The sequence below is a fragment of the Hyunsoonleella aestuarii genome, from assembly GCF_006148925.1.
Classification (GTDB): Bacteria; Bacteroidota; Bacteroidia; order Flavobacteriales; family Flavobacteriaceae; genus Algibacter_D; species Algibacter_D aestuarii.
On the sequence record NZ_VAWB01000002.1, the window covers coordinates 455,578 to 470,739 of the forward strand.

General features: G+C 31.8%; 17 protein-coding genes. 8 read left to right on the plus strand and 9 right to left on the minus strand.

The features are described 5' to 3' along the window. Positions 1–3: 3 nt before the first annotated feature. Positions 4–2,802, minus strand: coding sequence for an excinuclease ABC subunit UvrA (gene uvrA, locus FEF17_RS11760; RefSeq protein WP_139002593.1), 2,799 nt, complete (start codon positions 2,800–2,802; stop codon positions 4–6). 237 nt (positions 2,803–3,039) lie between these two features. Here uvrA and FEF17_RS11765 point away from each other — a divergent pair, with 237 nt between their 5' ends. Further along, on the plus strand, positions 3,040–3,624 hold the full coding sequence (locus tag FEF17_RS11765) for an RNA polymerase sigma factor (RefSeq protein WP_139002594.1): 585 nt from the start codon (positions 3,040–3,042) through the stop codon (positions 3,622–3,624). Between the two features lie 57 nt (positions 3,625–3,681). Beyond that, on the plus strand, positions 3,682–3,831 hold the full coding sequence (locus FEF17_RS14320; protein WP_170181001.1) for a hypothetical protein: 150 nt from the start codon (positions 3,682–3,684) through the stop codon (positions 3,829–3,831). A gap of 24 nt (positions 3,832–3,855) precedes the next feature. Here FEF17_RS14320 and FEF17_RS11770 read toward each other — a convergent pair whose 3' ends face one another. Then, the gene (locus tag FEF17_RS11770) at positions 3,856–4,515 is read right to left on the minus strand and encodes an endonuclease III domain-containing protein (RefSeq protein WP_139002595.1); all 660 of its coding nucleotides are present in this window, start codon (positions 4,513–4,515) and stop codon (positions 3,856–3,858) included. Positions 4,516–4,551: 36 nt separating this feature from the next. On the opposite strand from FEF17_RS11770, the gene bcp reads away from it, so the two are divergent. Next, entirely contained in the window at positions 4,552–5,004 is a 453-nt protein-coding gene (gene bcp / locus FEF17_RS11775) for a thioredoxin-dependent thiol peroxidase (protein ID WP_139002596.1), read from the plus strand. A 45-nt stretch (positions 5,005–5,049) separates the two neighbouring features. Here the strand turns inward: bcp and FEF17_RS11780 are convergent, their stop codons facing one another. Continuing rightward, positions 5,050–6,528, minus strand: coding sequence for a TonB-dependent receptor (locus tag FEF17_RS11780; RefSeq protein ID WP_211342480.1), 1,479 nt, complete (start codon positions 6,526–6,528; stop codon positions 5,050–5,052). Between the two features lie 93 nt (positions 6,529–6,621). Here FEF17_RS11780 and FEF17_RS11785 point away from each other — a divergent pair, with 93 nt between their 5' ends. Then, positions 6,622–7,383, plus strand: coding sequence for an MBL fold metallo-hydrolase (locus tag FEF17_RS11785; protein ID WP_139002598.1), 762 nt, complete (start codon positions 6,622–6,624; stop codon positions 7,381–7,383). A gap of 7 nt (positions 7,384–7,390) precedes the next feature. Beyond that, positions 7,391–7,891 (plus strand): hydrolase, encoded by a 501-nt coding sequence (locus FEF17_RS11790; RefSeq protein ID WP_139002599.1) that lies wholly within the window; start codon positions 7,391–7,393, stop codon positions 7,889–7,891. On the opposite strand, the gene FEF17_RS11795 is transcribed toward FEF17_RS11790, so the two are convergent. Further along, the gene (locus FEF17_RS11795; protein ID WP_170181002.1) at positions 7,885–8,256 is read right to left on the minus strand and encodes a DNA topoisomerase IV; all 372 of its coding nucleotides are present in this window, start codon (positions 8,254–8,256) and stop codon (positions 7,885–7,887) included. The two genes, FEF17_RS11790 and FEF17_RS11795, sit on opposite strands and share 7 nt — an antisense overlap. Positions 8,257–8,292: 36 nt before the next feature. Beyond that, positions 8,293–8,655, minus strand: a complete 363-nt coding sequence (locus FEF17_RS11800; RefSeq protein WP_139002600.1) for a helix-turn-helix domain-containing protein — start codon at positions 8,653–8,655, stop codon at positions 8,293–8,295. 280 nt (positions 8,656–8,935) lie between these two features. Here FEF17_RS11800 and FEF17_RS11805 point away from each other — a divergent pair, with 280 nt between their 5' ends. Together FEF17_RS11805 and FEF17_RS11810 are read left to right on the plus strand one after the other, a co-directional pair. Beyond that, complete coding sequence (locus FEF17_RS11805; RefSeq protein WP_139002601.1) at positions 8,936–10,081, plus strand: M14 family zinc carboxypeptidase; 1,146 nt, start codon at positions 8,936–8,938, stop codon at positions 10,079–10,081. A 70-nt stretch (positions 10,082–10,151) separates the two neighbouring features. Further along, positions 10,152–10,634: an Lrp/AsnC family transcriptional regulator gene (locus FEF17_RS11810; protein WP_139002602.1), complete on the plus strand. Its 483-nt coding sequence runs from the start codon at positions 10,152–10,154 to the stop codon at positions 10,632–10,634. 57 nt (positions 10,635–10,691) lie between these two features. On the opposite strand, the gene FEF17_RS11815 is transcribed toward FEF17_RS11810, so the two are convergent. Together FEF17_RS11815 and aroB are read right to left on the minus strand one after the other, a co-directional pair. Beyond that, positions 10,692–10,973 carry a hypothetical protein gene (locus FEF17_RS11815; RefSeq protein ID WP_139002603.1) on the minus strand — a complete coding sequence of 94 codons (282 nt, stop codon included), beginning with the start codon at positions 10,971–10,973 and terminating at the stop codon, positions 10,692–10,694. Between the two features lie 74 nt (positions 10,974–11,047). Next, entirely contained in the window at positions 11,048–12,115 is a 1,068-nt protein-coding gene (gene aroB, locus FEF17_RS11820; RefSeq protein WP_139002604.1) for a 3-dehydroquinate synthase, read from the minus strand. Between the two features lie 93 nt (positions 12,116–12,208). On the opposite strand from aroB, the gene FEF17_RS11825 reads away from it, so the two are divergent. After that, positions 12,209–13,390 carry a proline dehydrogenase family protein gene (locus FEF17_RS11825; RefSeq protein WP_139002605.1) on the plus strand — a complete coding sequence of 394 codons (1,182 nt, stop codon included), beginning with the start codon at positions 12,209–12,211 and terminating at the stop codon, positions 13,388–13,390. On the opposite strand, the gene FEF17_RS11830 is transcribed toward FEF17_RS11825, so the two are convergent. After that, complete coding sequence (locus tag FEF17_RS11830; protein ID WP_139002606.1) at positions 13,387–13,740, minus strand: hypothetical protein; 354 nt, start codon at positions 13,738–13,740, stop codon at positions 13,387–13,389. The two genes, FEF17_RS11825 and FEF17_RS11830, sit on opposite strands and share 4 nt — an antisense overlap. A 37-nt stretch (positions 13,741–13,777) precedes the next feature. Continuing rightward, entirely contained in the window at positions 13,778–14,977 is a 1,200-nt protein-coding gene (locus tag FEF17_RS11835) for an alanine dehydrogenase (protein WP_139002607.1), read from the minus strand. Between the last annotated feature and the right edge of the window lie 185 nt (positions 14,978–15,162).

The window sequence follows — 15,162 nt, forward strand, 5'->3', positions numbered from 1 at the left end:
GTTCTAATTAAACACACTTGAAAGTTTCTCGTTAAGGTATTTTCCTGTTACTGAAGTTTCAATTGTAATAATTTCCTCTGGTGTACCAGATGCTACTATTTCTCCGCCATTTTCACCGCCGTTTGGACCAAGGTCAATAATGTAATCTGCACATTTAATTAAATCGATATTATGCTCTACAACAATTATAGAATGTCCTTTTTCAATAAGCGCATTAAACGATTTTAATAGTTTTTTGATGTCGTGAAAGTGTAGGCCAGTAGTAGGCTCATCAAAGATAAAAAGCGCCTTTTCTTTATTATTTCCTTTTCCTAAAAATGTAGCAAGTTTTATGCGCTGAGCCTCACCTCCAGATAGGGTAGAAGAGCTTTGCCCTAGGGTCACATAGCCCAATCCTACATCTTGTAATGGTTGGAGTTTGTTTTTAATTTTTGACTGCTTATGTGTTTCGAAAAATGAAATAGCATCATCAATAGTAAGATTTAGAATATCATCAATACTTTTATCTTCAAACTTAACTTCTAACACTTCTTTCTTAAAACGTTTGCCTTTACACGTTTCACATTCTAAATGGACATCTGCCATAAACTGCATTTCAATAGTTACTTCACCTTCACCTTTACAAGTCTCACAGCGTCCACCATCTACATTAAAGGAGAAATGTTTAGCTTGGTAATTACGTAAATTGCTAAGCTTTTGTTTAGAATATAATGACCGAATATCGTCATAGGCTTTTATATAGGTTACAGGATTAGATCTTGATGATCGCCCAATAGGGTTTTGGTCTACAAATTCGATATGATTAACATTAGAAAAACTACCCTCTAAAGAGGTGAATTGTCCTGGTTTATCACCAAAATCGGTTAATTTCTTTTGCAATGCAGGATAAAGTATTTTTTTAACTAAAGTACTCTTACCACTACCAGAAACTCCTGTTATAACTGTTAGCATACCTAATGGAAAACGTACATCTATATTCTTGAGATTGTTTTCTCTTGCACCTTTTATTTCAACGAAATATTTGGAGCTACGTCTCTGTTTAGGTAATTTTATAGATAGCTTATGACTAAGATACTGAGATGTTAATGAGTTAGAATTTAAAATATCATTGAAATTACCACTTGCAACTACTTGCCCACCAAGTGTTCCAGCCTCTGGTCCAATGTCAATTATATTGTCCGCCGATTTCATAATATCCTCATCATGTTCTACAACAATAACCGTATTTCCTAAATTTCTTAATGATTTTAAAACGGAAATCAATCTTTCGGTATCTTTTGGATGTAGGCCAATACTAGGTTCATCTAAAATATACATGGAACCCACCAAGCTACTACCAAGTGAGGTTGCTAGATTAATTCGTTGACTTTCTCCACCTGAAAGCGTATTAGATTTTCTATTTAATGTTAAATATCCTAATCCAACATTAGAGAGAAAGGATAATCTGTTTTTAATCTCTTTAAGTAACCGTGTTGCTATTTTGGTATCATGATCATTTAATTCTAAGTTGTTAACGAAACTAGATAATTTATCAAGAGGTATTTCAACTAAGTCAGTTATAGTTGAATTTCCAACTTTAACATAATTAGCTTCAACTCTTAGTCGTTTACCATTACAGGTTTTACATTTAGTTTTTCCGCGATAGCGTGATAGCATAACGCGATTTTGAATTTTATAAGCCTTTGATTCTAATTCAGTAAAAAAGGCATTCAAGCCTTCAAAGTATTGATTCCCATCCCAGATAAGCTGTTTTTGTTCATCAGTTAACTCAAAAAACGGTTTATGAATCGGAAAATCAAATTTATGAGAGTTATTAACTAATTGATCTTTATACCAACTCATACTTTCTCCGCGCCATGGAAAAATAGCGCTTTCATATACCGACAATCCTGTATTGGGTATCACTAAATCTTCATCAATTCCAATAATATCACCATAACCCTCACATTTTGGACATGCACCATAGGGGTTATTAAAACTGAAAAGGTGAATATTAGGCTCAAGAAACGTGATGCCATCCAATTCAAATTTATTGCTAAAAAGACGCTGTTTTTTATCTTTTAAAGATTCAATTATACATGAACCTTTTCCTTCGTAAAAAGCCGTTTGAATAGCATCGGCTAATCGATTGTAAAAGTCTTCATCGTTTTTGGTGATTATCCTATCTACCACTAATAATGTGCTATCATCTTTATTTGTTTCTTTTACCTCATCAAGTCTTAAAATATCTTCATTCACCTTTATTCTTGCATAACCTTGTTGCTGTAAGGCTTTAAGCTTATCTGCCATGGTTCTTCCTTCTTCAAGGTGGATAGGAGCTAAGAGCAGAAGTTTTTCGTTTTCGGTAAAGGTTTTTAAATAGTTTAAAACATCTGTTACCGTATTTTTTTTAACCTCGTGTCCAGAAATTGGCGAGTAGGTCTTACCAATTCGAGCAAAAAGAAGTTTTAAGTAATCGTAAATTTCGGTGGTTGTACCTACGGTTGATCTTGGATTTGTTGAATTTACTTTTTGCTCAATAGCAATTGCTGGAGCTATACCTTTTATGTAATCTACTTTAGGTTTATTTAACCTCCCTAAAAACTGACGTGCATAACTTGATAAACTTTCGACATAGCGTCTTTGCCCTTCTGCGTAAAGCGTATCGAAGGCTAAACTAGATTTACCAGATCCAGATAACCCAGTAATAACGACTAGTTTATTTCTCGGTATTACAACATCAATATTTCTTAAATTATGCAATTTAGCACCTTTTATAATGATGTTTTGTTTGGGGTCTACTTCAGAAATATTAGGAATCATAAGAGGTTTAAAGGAATAATCTTGCAAAGATACTACAAGTATTTCATCTGATAAAACGCATTATAAATCCAAAATAAGCTAAAAAAATGTGTTAATTTTTGTTTTTTAGGAATGATTGTTGTTATATTTGACCAACTATTAATCACTTAATTATCACTTGCCTATAACATAATATTACTTTTAAACAGTTAAACCCCAAGCAAAGAAGCCTCTTCTTTTGCGTTAAAAGTAATGATTATGCAACACCAAATTATTTCAGATGCTACGTTAGTTAGTAGCTACATTAATGGCGATGAAAGTGCCTTAGAAGTTCTTATTACCAGACACAAGCAAAAGATTTATAGTTTTATTTATTCCAAAGTTTACGATAGAGATGTCGCCGAAGACATTTTTCAAGATACTTTTATAAAAGTTATAAGAACGCTTAAGCGCAAGGCTTATAACGAAGAAGGAAAGTTTTTACCATGGGTAATGCGTATTTCTCACAATCTGGTTATCGACTTTTTTAGAAAGAATAACAGAATGCCTAAGTTTGATAATAGTGGGGATTTTAGTATTTTTTCTGTTTTAAGTGATAATAATTTGAATGCAGAAAAACGAATTATTAAAGAACAGGTAGAAAATGATGTAAGACGATTGGTTGACGAATTGCCAGAAGATCAAAAAGAAGTCCTTTTAATGCGTATTTATAAGGATATGAGTTTTAAAGAAATATCAGACAGGACTGGTGTTAGTATTAACACCGCTCTAGGGCGTATGCGCTATGCTTTAATTAATTTAAGAAAGATAATAGAGAAACATAATATTGTTTTAACAAACTAACACAATAAAGTAATACTTGCCACGTTATTTAATCATAATAACCCTTTAATTAAAGAAATGGCAAAACTTTACTCTGAAAAACATTCTATTAAAAATTTTAATGATCTAGAACCGAGAGAAGAAACGGTTAATTTTCTTCTAAATTACTCTAAGGCTTTAAGTGTTATAAATTGTAATAAAATGAAGTTTGAAGCGCTTCTAAACTAAGTTTTCAAAAGCTCTGATTTTTTATCAGGGCTTTTTTGATTTTAGATAATCCTGTATAACGGATTTTCTCCCAACAGTTTTAGTTATTATATCTTTATGTAAATCCCATCCTCTAGCCGGAGAATATTCTCTACCATACCAAATAATTTGAAGATGCAAATCGTTCCATAATTCTTTTGGAAATAAGCGTTTAGCATCTTTTTCTGTCTGGCTTACATTTTTACCATTACTTAAATTCCAACGATACATCAATCTGTGTATATGCGTATCAACTGGAAATGCAGGAACACCAAATGCCTGGGACATGACCACACTTGCAGTCTTATGACCAACTGCAGGTAGCTCTTCTAATGCTTCAAAGCTTTTTGGTACTTTACCCTTGTGTTTTTCGATTAATATTTTAGATAACCCATGAATGCCTTTACTTTTCATCGGAGACAACCCGACAGGTTTTATTATATCTCGTATATCTTCTACCGAAAGTTTAACCATATCATAAGGGTTGTCTGCTTTTTCAAAGAGTAATGGTGTTATTTTATTTACCCTTATATCTGTACTTTGAGCAGACATTAAAACAGCTATCAACAAAGTGTAAGGGTCTTTATGATCTAACGGAATTGGAATTTCAGGATAAAGTTTGTAAAGTGTATTAATTATAAATTTAACCTTCTCAGTTTTAGTCATAAGTTGTACTTTTGGTAAAAAATCAAAGTTAAGACTATGAATACTCTAAAACAAGGTGAAGCTGTTCCTAATTTTACAGCTAAAGATGAACAAGGAAATACAATTTCATTAAGTGACTTTAAAGGTAAGAAGTTAGTTGTTTTTTTCTACCCAAAAGCTAGTACACCTGGCTGTACTTTAGAAGCTTGTAATTTAAGAGACAATTACAAAGAACTTCAGGGACAAGGATATGAATTATTGGGTGTAAGTGCAGATTCAGCAAAAAAACAATCCAATTTTAAAAATAAGTATGAATTTCCTTTTCCGCTATTAGCTGATGAAGAGAAAACTGTTATTGATGCTTTTGGCGTCTGGGGACCAAAAAAATTTATGGGTAGAGAATATGATGGGATACACAGAAAAACATTTATTATAGACGAAAATGGAGTAGTTGAGCGAGTAATTGATAAAGTGAAAACTAAAGATCATGCAGCTCAAATTTTAGGATAAAAAAAGCAGTTATTAACATAACCGCTTTTTTATTCAATGAATTTTTTATTTCTTTTTTACACGCTTTTTAATTCGCAAAGGACTCAAAGGTTTCCTTGTATAGCCGAACAAACGGTAGTCTTTAATTAAATCTGCAGTGCCTTCTGGAACCATATCTTCCCAACCACGATCTCCAGCGTCAATCATTTGCAGTATTTCTCTTGAAAATATACTCATGATACTTTTATCATAATTTTCAATATCAATTACTTTTCCATTGTATTTAAAGAATTTGTATAATTCTTTCATTCTAGGGTAAACCTTTAAATTATCACTATTTATCAACTCTCCAGTTTTAGAGTCAAGCATAGGATATAAATAAACCTTAAGGTCTTTAAAGAATAATTTCCCAAAAGCTTCCAATATGCCACCACTTAAATGACGGTAATATTTTTCATCAAAAATATCAACCAAATTGCTAACACCCATTGCTAATCCCATTCTAGCCTTAGTGTATTTAGAGAAATACTCAACTACTTTATAGTATTCTTGGAAATTGGAGATCATAACAGATTGACCAAGTGAGCAAAGTAAATCTGCTCTATCCATAAAATCTTGCTCATCAATTTCGCCTTCAGCTCTAAGGTTTGATAGCGTTATTTCAAAAACAACCTCCGTCTTATCTACATCAACTTTATTTTCCTTAATAAACATTTCATATGACTTCTCATACATGGCCATGTTTACCTTAGTTACAGGTCTAAAACTACCACGTAAAGCTAAAATATTTTTCTTGTATAGAACTCTTGCTGGTAATTCATTATTACCATCGGGACCAAACATTACAGCGTCGGTCATTCCATTTTTAACCAATTGCAAACTCATCAGGCGATTGTCAACATCTTTAAAAACGGGTCCAGAAAAATTAATGGTATCAATTTCTAACTGATCTTTATCTAAGTGATCGTATAAGTAGCGCAACAATTTCTTAGGCTCGTTATACTTGTAAAAAGCACCATAAATTAAGTTTGTTCCCAATACACCAAGCGTTTCTTGCTGTAATCGGGCATCAGTTTCCTTAAATCTTAAATGAATTATTATTTCATTATAATCTTGACTAGCTTCTATTTGATACTTTATTCCAACCCAGCCGTGTCCTTTAAATTGCTTTGCAAAATCAATGGTTGCAACAGTATTGGCATATGTGAAAAAGATTTTATTCGGATTTTTTTCTCTAGTTAACCTATTTTCCATAAGATCCATCTCATGAGAAAGCATTTTTCGTAACCGGGCTTCAGTTACATAACGTCCATCTTTTTCAGCACCATAAATAGCATCACTAAAATCTTTATCGTATGCCGACATTGCTTTTGCAATGGTTCCAGATGCTCCACCAGCCCTAAAAAAATGACGACAGGTTTCTTGACCCGCACCAATTTCGGCAAATGTTCCGTAAATATTTTCGTTTAAATTAATTCGAAGTGCTTTCGATTTTAAAGAAGGAATATCATCAAAATCTTTATCGCCTTTTATGGTAATTTCCATATTAATTAATAGGTTATAACTTGTGTTACAAAGGTATCAAATAAGTATAGCAAACAAAAAAATAAACTTATTTTTGTGGAAAACTAAATGTAATTGAAAATAACCTTTCTTGGTACTGGTACATCACAAGGTATTCCAATAATTGGAAGTAATCATCCAGTTTGTTTAAGTGATGATCCAAAAGATAAGAGGTTGCGTGTTTCTATTTTAGTAGAATGGGACAATTATACTTATGTTGTAGATTGTGGTCCTGATTTTAGATATCAAATGTTACGTGCAGAATGCTCTAGAATTGATGGAGTTCTTTTTACTCATGAACATTCAGATCATGTTTTAGGATTAGATGATATAAGACCGTTTTATTTTAAGCAAGGTGATATTAATGTTTATGCTCATAAACGTGTTATAAAAGCCTTAAAAAAGCGATTTAATTATATTTTCAAAACAAAGAATAAATACCCAGGAGCTCCTACGGTCATTACAAATCGTTTAAAGAACAAGCCGTTTGTAATAAGCGATTTAGAAGTGATTCCCATAAAGGGACTGCATGATAAGCTTCAAGTTTTTGGTTTTAGATTTAATGATTTTGCGTATTTAACTGATATGAAAACGGTTTCTGAAAAAGAAATCAACAAATTAAAAAACCTAAAAGCATTAGTAGTAAATGCATTGCGTATCACACCGCATCAATCGCATTTTAACCTAGAGGAAGCGCTTTTATTTATAAAAAAGGTTAATCCTGAAAAAGCCTACTTGACACATATTAGTCACTTATTAGGTTTTCATGAAGAAGTGGAATCAAAATTGCCTGAAAATGTCTTTCTTGCCTACGACGGTTTACAATTAAAACTATAAAAATCAAATGAAGCAACGCATATTTTTATACCTATTTATTTTTGCTAGTTTATTAGCACTATTTCAATATATCAATGCTAAACGCGTAATTGAAGAATTGAATAAAAAAAGTCAAAATTGTTCGAATGCATTAGTCACTTATAAAGATTCTGTGGCATTTTTAAGTAACAAGATGTTAGAACTATCACATTTTAATTTAGAACGAAATGAAGATGCGCTTTCTTATTTTGAGAATGACGGTTATAAAACGGATGAACTCATTCCTTTTATTAAAGATGAACTTTATAAGTTAAATGAGATAAAAGGAGAGCATCCTATAGTTCCTTACGCAGCCAGTGAAGGAAGAAAAATGATGATTAATACCGTCAAAATGCTGAATCACAAATGGATTATAGCTGATTTTTCGGATGGCGAATATTGGGGTGAAGTTTTTCTAACTTATGAAATAAATAAAGACAAAGAACTTCAGTTTAACTTGATTGAATCGTTTTTGTATCCTTTTTATTGATTGAGTCTGTAGGCTGTGCCTTTTTGTTTTTTTGTTTCTCCTACATAAGAATACTCAAACGTATATGAAGAATCTGTTGTAGTTAAAATTTTTAGGTGTACATCCTTTTGTTCAGCTCTATTTTTTGGGTTGATAGTTTTAAAAATGACCTCACAATCGTTTATCCACCTTAGTTTAGAGGAATCTATTTTGCTATTGTAAGTTTCAACTTGTGTGGTTTTAAATCGCTCAAATTGTGATTTATAAGTGACGTCATCAATTATTACTTCGCTGTAAAATGTGCCTGTTTTATAATCAGTACAATTTCTTTCAATATTATAACAGCTTGTCAAACATATAAGCATAATCAATCCAAAAAGGCGCATAGAATAGTTTTTAGGCAAAGTTAAGTAAGTTTCCTATTAATTCTGAAAGCTTTTAAAACTGCCGTCGGAATAAAAAATCACGATTCGTTCAATAGCCTTATCGTCTTTATCTGGAAATCCAGTTTTCTCTGTACTATCTTCTTTGGCATTTTCAACGATATTTGAAGTTACTGTGGAAGGGAATGTGCCTTTACCATTTAAAAGCCAATAAAGTTCTACTTCTGGAAAAGAGGCTAGGACCTTTAAAACAAATTCCAAACTTGGTTTGTTTCTACCTGATAGTATGTGCGAAATACCTGAGCGCTGTACTCCAATTTTTTCGGCGAAAGAGGAAGCAGATTCTCCGTGATAATCTATCACTTTTTGTAGTCTTTTCGAAAAAGCCTCGTTGTTTATCATTGTAAATTAGTATCAAAATCGATTCGATATACAAATGTAACAATATGAACCTAAAATGACTATTCAAATCTGATAATTTGTTTATTATTAATAAATAAACACTTTATTTAAAAGTAATTAATATATTGAATAGCAATCATTTATTAATTAAATAATGAATTTAATATATTTTTAATTTGATAATATGATTATGTGTTTATAATTGTAAACAATTTAATATAAATAAATGTTCACAATTGTAACACAGTAAATGTTTACTTTTGTAAATTAAATCTTTTAGATGGATATTGAGTTAATAAAAGAATTGTATTTAAAGAACAAAGAAGAAAGCTTGTTTCATAGGTATATTACTAACGATCACGTAAGTCCTTTACTTCAAAAGCGCAAAGGAGGCATTGATGTAAATACAATTGGTAAATCAGTTTTCGGTGAGCCGATTTATGGATTTAAAATTGGGAATGGTAATAAAAGAATTTTAATGTGGTCTCAAATGCATGGAAATGAATCTACCACAACAAAAGCCTTATTCGATCTTATAAATACGTTTCTTGATAGCACTTCTGATGTTGATTACATATTAAGTTCATGCACTATATATATAATCCCTATACTTAACCCGGATGGTGCTCGTGCCTATACTAGAATTAATGCCAATGAAATTGATTTAAATAGAGATGCACAAAATTTAACACAGCCAGAAAGTAGAGTGTTGCGTAAAGTTTTTGAAGATTTTAACCCTCATTTTTGTTATAACTTACATGGACAACGAACCATTTTTAGTGCTGGTAAGACGTCGAATTCGGCTACTGTTTCGTTTTTAGCTCCGGCTCAAGATGAAATTTGTACTATAACACCTAATAGGAAAGTAGCCATGGAAGTTATTAGTGTTATGAATAAATCGCTCCAAAAAGTTATTCCACAGCAAATAGGCGTTTATGATGATGCTTTTAATATTAATTGTGTTGGGGATACGTTTCAAAGTCAAAATGTGCCTACCATACTGTTTGAAGCTGGTCATTCTAAAGATGACTATGCTAGAGATAAAACACGTGAATTAATATATTTGTCTTATTTAGTTTCATTAGATTACATCTCAAGGAATAGCATAAATGGACTTCATTATAAAGATTACTTTGATATTCCTGAAAACGACAAATGTTTTTTAGATGTTATTATTAGAAATGCTAAAGTTGAAGGTGATAACGTAGATATTGGAATTCAATTCCAAGAAAACTTAGTTGATAACCGAGTTACATTTTTACCAAGAGTTGAAAAAATTGAAAATCTTAATGAGCTTTATGGCCATTTAGAGATAGAGGCAAGTGGTTGTGAGGTGTTAGCGCATGATGGTAAAACCTTAAAAATCGGTTACGAAAACGTTTGCGTAATATTGAATAATGAAAAAATATTGCTTTTATCGAAATAAAACATAGTATTTTTGCTGAATTTTTAATAAAAATGTATTAATTTTGACTCATATTTAAGAATAGTTAATTATGGGGAAAATTAAATTAGACGAAATTGATCATCAAATTCTTGACATGTTAATTGATAACACAAGAATTCCGTTTACTGATATTGCTAAAAAATTATTGATATCCGCAGGTACAGTTCATGTTCGTGTTAAGAAAATGGAAGAAGCCGGGATTATTAGAGGTTCTTCGTTAACACTGGATTACAAGAAATTAGGATATTCTTTTATTGCATACGTTGGGGTTTACTTAAATAATACTTCACAAACTAAATTTGTTCTTGAACGTATAAATGAAATTGCTTTTGTTACCGTTGCTCATATTACGACTGGCAAATTTAATATCTTTTGTAAGATTAGAGCAAGAAGTACAGAGCACGCTAAAGAAGTAATCTTTAGATTAGATGATATTGAAGGGGTTTACAGAACCGAAACAATGATTTCTCTTGAGGAAAGTATTAATGATAAGAAACGTTTAATGCACTCCATTTTTAATGAGATGAATTAAAGAAAATGTATATATTGAATTTACAAAAGCTCTTTTTAAAAAAGAGCTTTTTTTTGCTTAATTATCAAGATCGTCATCTTTTTCAACAATCACATTGCCTAAATCATTTACAGTAAAATTATCACTATCAAAATTAGCCATGGTATAATGAAGTTTGCTGTGAACCTTAACTAAGTAAATGGTGTCTTCTGTTTTAACCTCTACAGCTTCAATGGTTTGATTATGATGATCATCAAAAGTAATGATATCGTCATCTCCGTAACCGTCAGGGAACTTTTCCGTTAGTCGGGTTAGGAGTTCTGGTGTAAGCTTTTTATAATCAACTATAATTCTTTTCATATCAAACCTTAAAATATGATATAAGTGAACTCAAATCGAGTTTTATAAAGTTACAAAAAAAATAAATTGAGTAATTAAGAATTGTAAAATTTAAAAGCGTCTATAATAATATTATCATCGACTAGGCAATCAATTTTAGGTTTCCCTATCGCTTCTAAAAGGACAAAATTTATATTACCATGTTCGTTCTTCTTATCGTACTTAAGTAGCTCGATAATATCGGCATACTCACTTTCAAGAATTTCAACATGACCATAAAAGCCTTTAAATAATATTTTGATTTCATTATTAACTGCTTCTGGAAAGCCTGTTAGTTTTGTAGATATGTAAGATGCGAGAACCATACCTATTGCAATAGCTTCCCCATGTAATAAATCAATTTTATCTGGTTTACTTAAAAAGTATGACTCGATTGCATGACCTAAAGTGTGACCATAGTTAAGAGTTTTTCTCAAATTTTGCTCGAAAGGGTCTATATCAACTACATGTTTCTTTATGAGAATTGACTCATAAATTAATTGATCTAAATCTTTAAGATTTAAACTTTTTAAGTCCTTGAATTTATTCCAATAATTTTCATCACTAATTAAACCATGTTTAAGCATTTCAGCTAAACCAGATCGCATTTGGCTTTTAGGAAGTGTATCTAAATAATTTGTGTCAATAATTATAATATCTGGAGCACTGATAACTCCTATTTGGTTTTTTAAATGACCCAAATCTACACCTGTTTTCCCACCAACAGAAGCGTCGACCATAGATAATAAAGTCGTTGGAATGTTTAAATAAGAAATACCACGTTTAAAAGTACAAGCTGCAAAACCACCTAAATCTGTAACAACACCACCACCAACATTTATCATCAAGCTTTTTCTATCAGCGTCTAAATCCGAAAGAGCATTCCAAACTCCTACACAAGTGTCAATTGTTTTATGAATTTCTCCTGCTTCAATCTCAATAATTTCAATGGATAAATCTGTTTCTAATCGTTCTAAAAAATTAGCTAAACAATAGGTGTGCGTGTTAGTATCAACTAGAACAAAAATTTTAGAAAAATTACCCCCATTTACATACTTATTTAGTAGCGCGTAAGACGGTTCGTTAAAATGAATTATAGAGTCACTTGCTTGAATAGAATCCATAAAATAATACTTTTTTGAGGCTGTGAAATTAAGGAGTTTTTATATAAAATTATAACCATGTGATAATTATCTTTGTACAAATTACATATTTCAATGATTACTAATCCAATTTTTGATAATACTGAAATAGCTTTCGCTTTAAAAAATGATTCTGAGTTAGAGCGTGCTTATTTTTTGTTTAAAATGATATCCATTCAGCCCTTAGTTAGGATTGGTACGGCAGCGACAAATTTTGCAATTAAAGCTAATTTGCCAATTGAAGGTTTAATTAGATCGACGGTGTTCGATCATTTTTGTGGCGGTGTAAATGAAGAGGATTGTATTCCTGTAATTGATAAAATGTTCAATAAAGGAGTTAGTTCTGTTTTAGATTACTCTGTTGAAGGTAAAGAAAATGAAGCTGAGTTTGACTCTGCGATGCATACAATTTTAAAAATAATTGATTTTGCAAAACAACGAGATGCCATTCCCATTGCCGTTTTTAAGCCAACTGGTTTTGGTCGTTTTTCTCTTTATGAAAAAGTAAGTAAGGGAGAGGGATTAAATAAAAATGAAACTATTGAGTGGAATAATGTAATAACTAGGTTCGATACTGTTTGCGAAAGAGCCAAAAAGAACGATGTCGCAGTTTTAATAGATGCAGAAGAAAGTTGGATGCAAGATGCAGCTGATGATCTAGTAACTAAAATGATGCAAAAGTACAACACTGAGAAACCTATTGTATATAATACATTACAGATGTATCGACACGATCGATTAGCTTTTTTAAGACAACAACACGCTTTAGCAAAAAATGGTGGCTATTATTTAGGATATAAATTGGTGCGAGGTGCTTACATGGAAAAAGAGAATGACCGTGCAGAATTGAAAAATTATGTTTCTCCAATTTGTGTTAATAAAACAGCAACTGATATTAATTTTGATTCAGCAACCACGTATATGTTAAATAACTTAAATGATATGTCTATGTTTGCTGGCACTCATAATGAGGATAGTTCATATCTCATAATGAAGTTAATGAGAGAGAAAGGGATTGAAAATAGTGATAAACGGGTTTGGTTTGGACAATTGTATGGTATGAGTGATCATATAAGTTTTAATTTAGCAAATGAAGGCTATAACGTGGCTAAATATATTCCATTTGGCCCAGTTAAGGATGTGATGCCTTATTTGATAAGACGTGCAGAAGAAAACACCTCTGTCGCTGGACAAACAGGGCGAGAATTAAGTCTTTTAAGCAAAGAACGTAAGCGCAGAAAATTAGCAGAAAATTAGAACTTAGTCAGTTTTATAATAGTTGCAATACTATCACAGTTTTCTACTGAAATTGAAGTTTCGTTGTCATCATAAACACCCTCAATAAGATATATACTACAAGGTTCTTTTCTGGTATCGCTGCCAGAGAAATTAATATTGCCTTTTTTTAATAAATGCTGAACAATTGTAGAATCAACATTTTCAACATTATCACTGAAAATTATTTTTTTGGTGTTTATGTTTTTTAGAACTCTTGCTTCGGGGCCATAGCTACAAGATGTTTTTTTTCCATTTAAAAAGAAAGCCAAAATAATTAAACCAAGAGAGAAACCTCCAAGATAATAACCAATTCGTTGAATTAATTTCATTTATGCACTTTAAAGTAAATCCAGAAAATTTGTAGACTTAAAATATTAGAAGATTAACATCACTATATTTTAAATCGAACCATTCACCAACAGATTTACTAGTTAAAATTCCGTGGTAAAAGTACAACCCATTTTTTAATCCTTTGTCAAATCGAAGCGAATTTTCTAAACCACCATCTTCAGCAATTTTTAGCAGATAAGGCGTGAATATATTACTTATTGAAACTGAAGCGGTTCGCGGGTATCTCGCTGGAATATTAGGAACACAGTAGTGTATAACACCATGTTTCAAAAACGTTGGTTTTTTGTGTGTTGTTACCTCACTTGTTTCAAAACAACCGCCCATATCAATACTAACATCAATGATGACGGCTCTTTTTTTCATTTGTTCAACCATACCTTCAGAAACTACTATAGGAGATCTATTAGTGCCACGCAAAGCACCAATGACTACATCACAACGTTTAAGTGCTTTGGTTAAATTTTTTGGTTGTAGGGTAGAGGTGTATAGCGGTCTGCCTACATTTTTCTGAATTCGTCTCAGTTTCGTTACCGAATTATCAAAAACCTTAATATTTGCACCTAGGCCAATGCTACTTCTGGCAGCAAACTGACCAACCGTTCCAGCTCCCAATATAACCACTTCAAGTGGGGGTACTCCGCTAATATTACCAAACATAAGACCATTTCCATCCTTGCCATTCGATAAAAGTTCTGATGCGATTAGTACAGAAGCGGTTCCTGCTATTTCACTTAAAGAACGCACGGCTGGATAAGTTCCATCCTCGTCTCGAATAAACTCAAATGCAAGCGCAGTAACTCTTTTAGAAGCAAGCGCTTCAAAATACTTTTTACTCTGCGTTTTTAACTGTAATGCTGAAATGAGGATTGCTTGAGGATTAATAAGTTTAATTTGCTCTAAACTTGGAGGTTCAACTTTTAGAATCATTGGACAAGCAAATACTTTCGCGGTATCTTTTGTTATTTCGGCACCTGCTTCACTATAATCTTTATCACTAAAACTAGCGCCATTTCCAGCTCCAGATTCTAATAAAACCCTATGGCCATTATTAACCAAATCTGATACAGCATCTGGCGTTAAGCAAATACGCCTTTCTTGATAATCTGTCTCTTTAGGGATTCCAATAAACAGTTCTCCTTTATTCTTAAATATTTCTAATTTTTCCTCTTGGGGTAGCAATTGTTGCTTTGTAAAAGGAGATAACGATTCAGACATAACTTTGGTTAGTTAAAGAAATATGAAATTACAAATAAAATATTTAAAGTTAGAATTTAGCCGGAAATAAATCAAGATAATATCTAAGATAAAAGTGTCTTTTACTATGGTAATTTTGTAAGAATTTAATTAAAAACTATTATGGCTTTACCTCATAGCTTTTTGAATTAATTATTTTATGTTTG

Bases quoted from the DNA above. Each gene is read 5' to 3' on its own strand.
- FEF17_RS11790 (WP_139002599.1), top strand. From the start codon at position 7,391: ATGAAGCAACGCATATTTTTATACCTATTTATTTTTGCTAGTTTATTA.
- FEF17_RS11770 (WP_139002595.1), bottom strand. From the start codon at position 4,515: ATGACTAAAACTGAGAAGGTTAAATTTATAATTAATACACTTTACAAA.
- aroB (WP_139002604.1), bottom strand. From the start codon at position 12,115: ATGGATTCTATTCAAGCAAGTGACTCTATAATTCATTTTAACGAACCG.
- FEF17_RS11810 (WP_139002602.1), top strand. From the start codon at position 10,152: ATGGGGAAAATTAAATTAGACGAAATTGATCATCAAATTCTTGACATG.
- FEF17_RS11825 (WP_139002605.1), top strand. From the start codon at position 12,209: ATGATTACTAATCCAATTTTTGATAATACTGAAATAGCTTTCGCTTTA.
- FEF17_RS11795 (WP_170181002.1), bottom strand. From the start codon at position 8,256: ATGCGCCTTTTTGGATTGATTATGCTTATATGTTTGACAAGCTGTTAT.
- uvrA (WP_139002593.1), bottom strand. From the start codon at position 2,802: ATGATTCCTAATATTTCTGAAGTAGACCCCAAACAAAACATCATTATA.
- FEF17_RS11780 (WP_211342480.1), bottom strand. From the start codon at position 6,528: ATGGAAATTACCATAAAAGGCGATAAAGATTTTGATGATATTCCTTCT.
- FEF17_RS11800 (WP_139002600.1), bottom strand. From the start codon at position 8,655: ATGATAAACAACGAGGCTTTTTCGAAAAGACTACAAAAAGTGATAGAT.
- FEF17_RS14320 (WP_170181001.1), top strand. From the start codon at position 3,682: ATGGCAAAACTTTACTCTGAAAAACATTCTATTAAAAATTTTAATGAT.
- bcp (WP_139002596.1), top strand. From the start codon at position 4,552: ATGAATACTCTAAAACAAGGTGAAGCTGTTCCTAATTTTACAGCTAAA.
- FEF17_RS11765 (WP_139002594.1), top strand. From the start codon at position 3,040: ATGCAACACCAAATTATTTCAGATGCTACGTTAGTTAGTAGCTACATT.
- FEF17_RS11805 (WP_139002601.1), top strand. From the start codon at position 8,936: ATGGATATTGAGTTAATAAAAGAATTGTATTTAAAGAACAAAGAAGAA.
- FEF17_RS11830 (WP_139002606.1), bottom strand. From the start codon at position 13,740: ATGAAATTAATTCAACGAATTGGTTATTATCTTGGAGGTTTCTCTCTT.
- FEF17_RS11835 (WP_139002607.1), bottom strand. From the start codon at position 14,977: ATGTCTGAATCGTTATCTCCTTTTACAAAGCAACAATTGCTACCCCAA.
- FEF17_RS11815 (WP_139002603.1), bottom strand. From the start codon at position 10,973: ATGAAAAGAATTATAGTTGATTATAAAAAGCTTACACCAGAACTCCTA.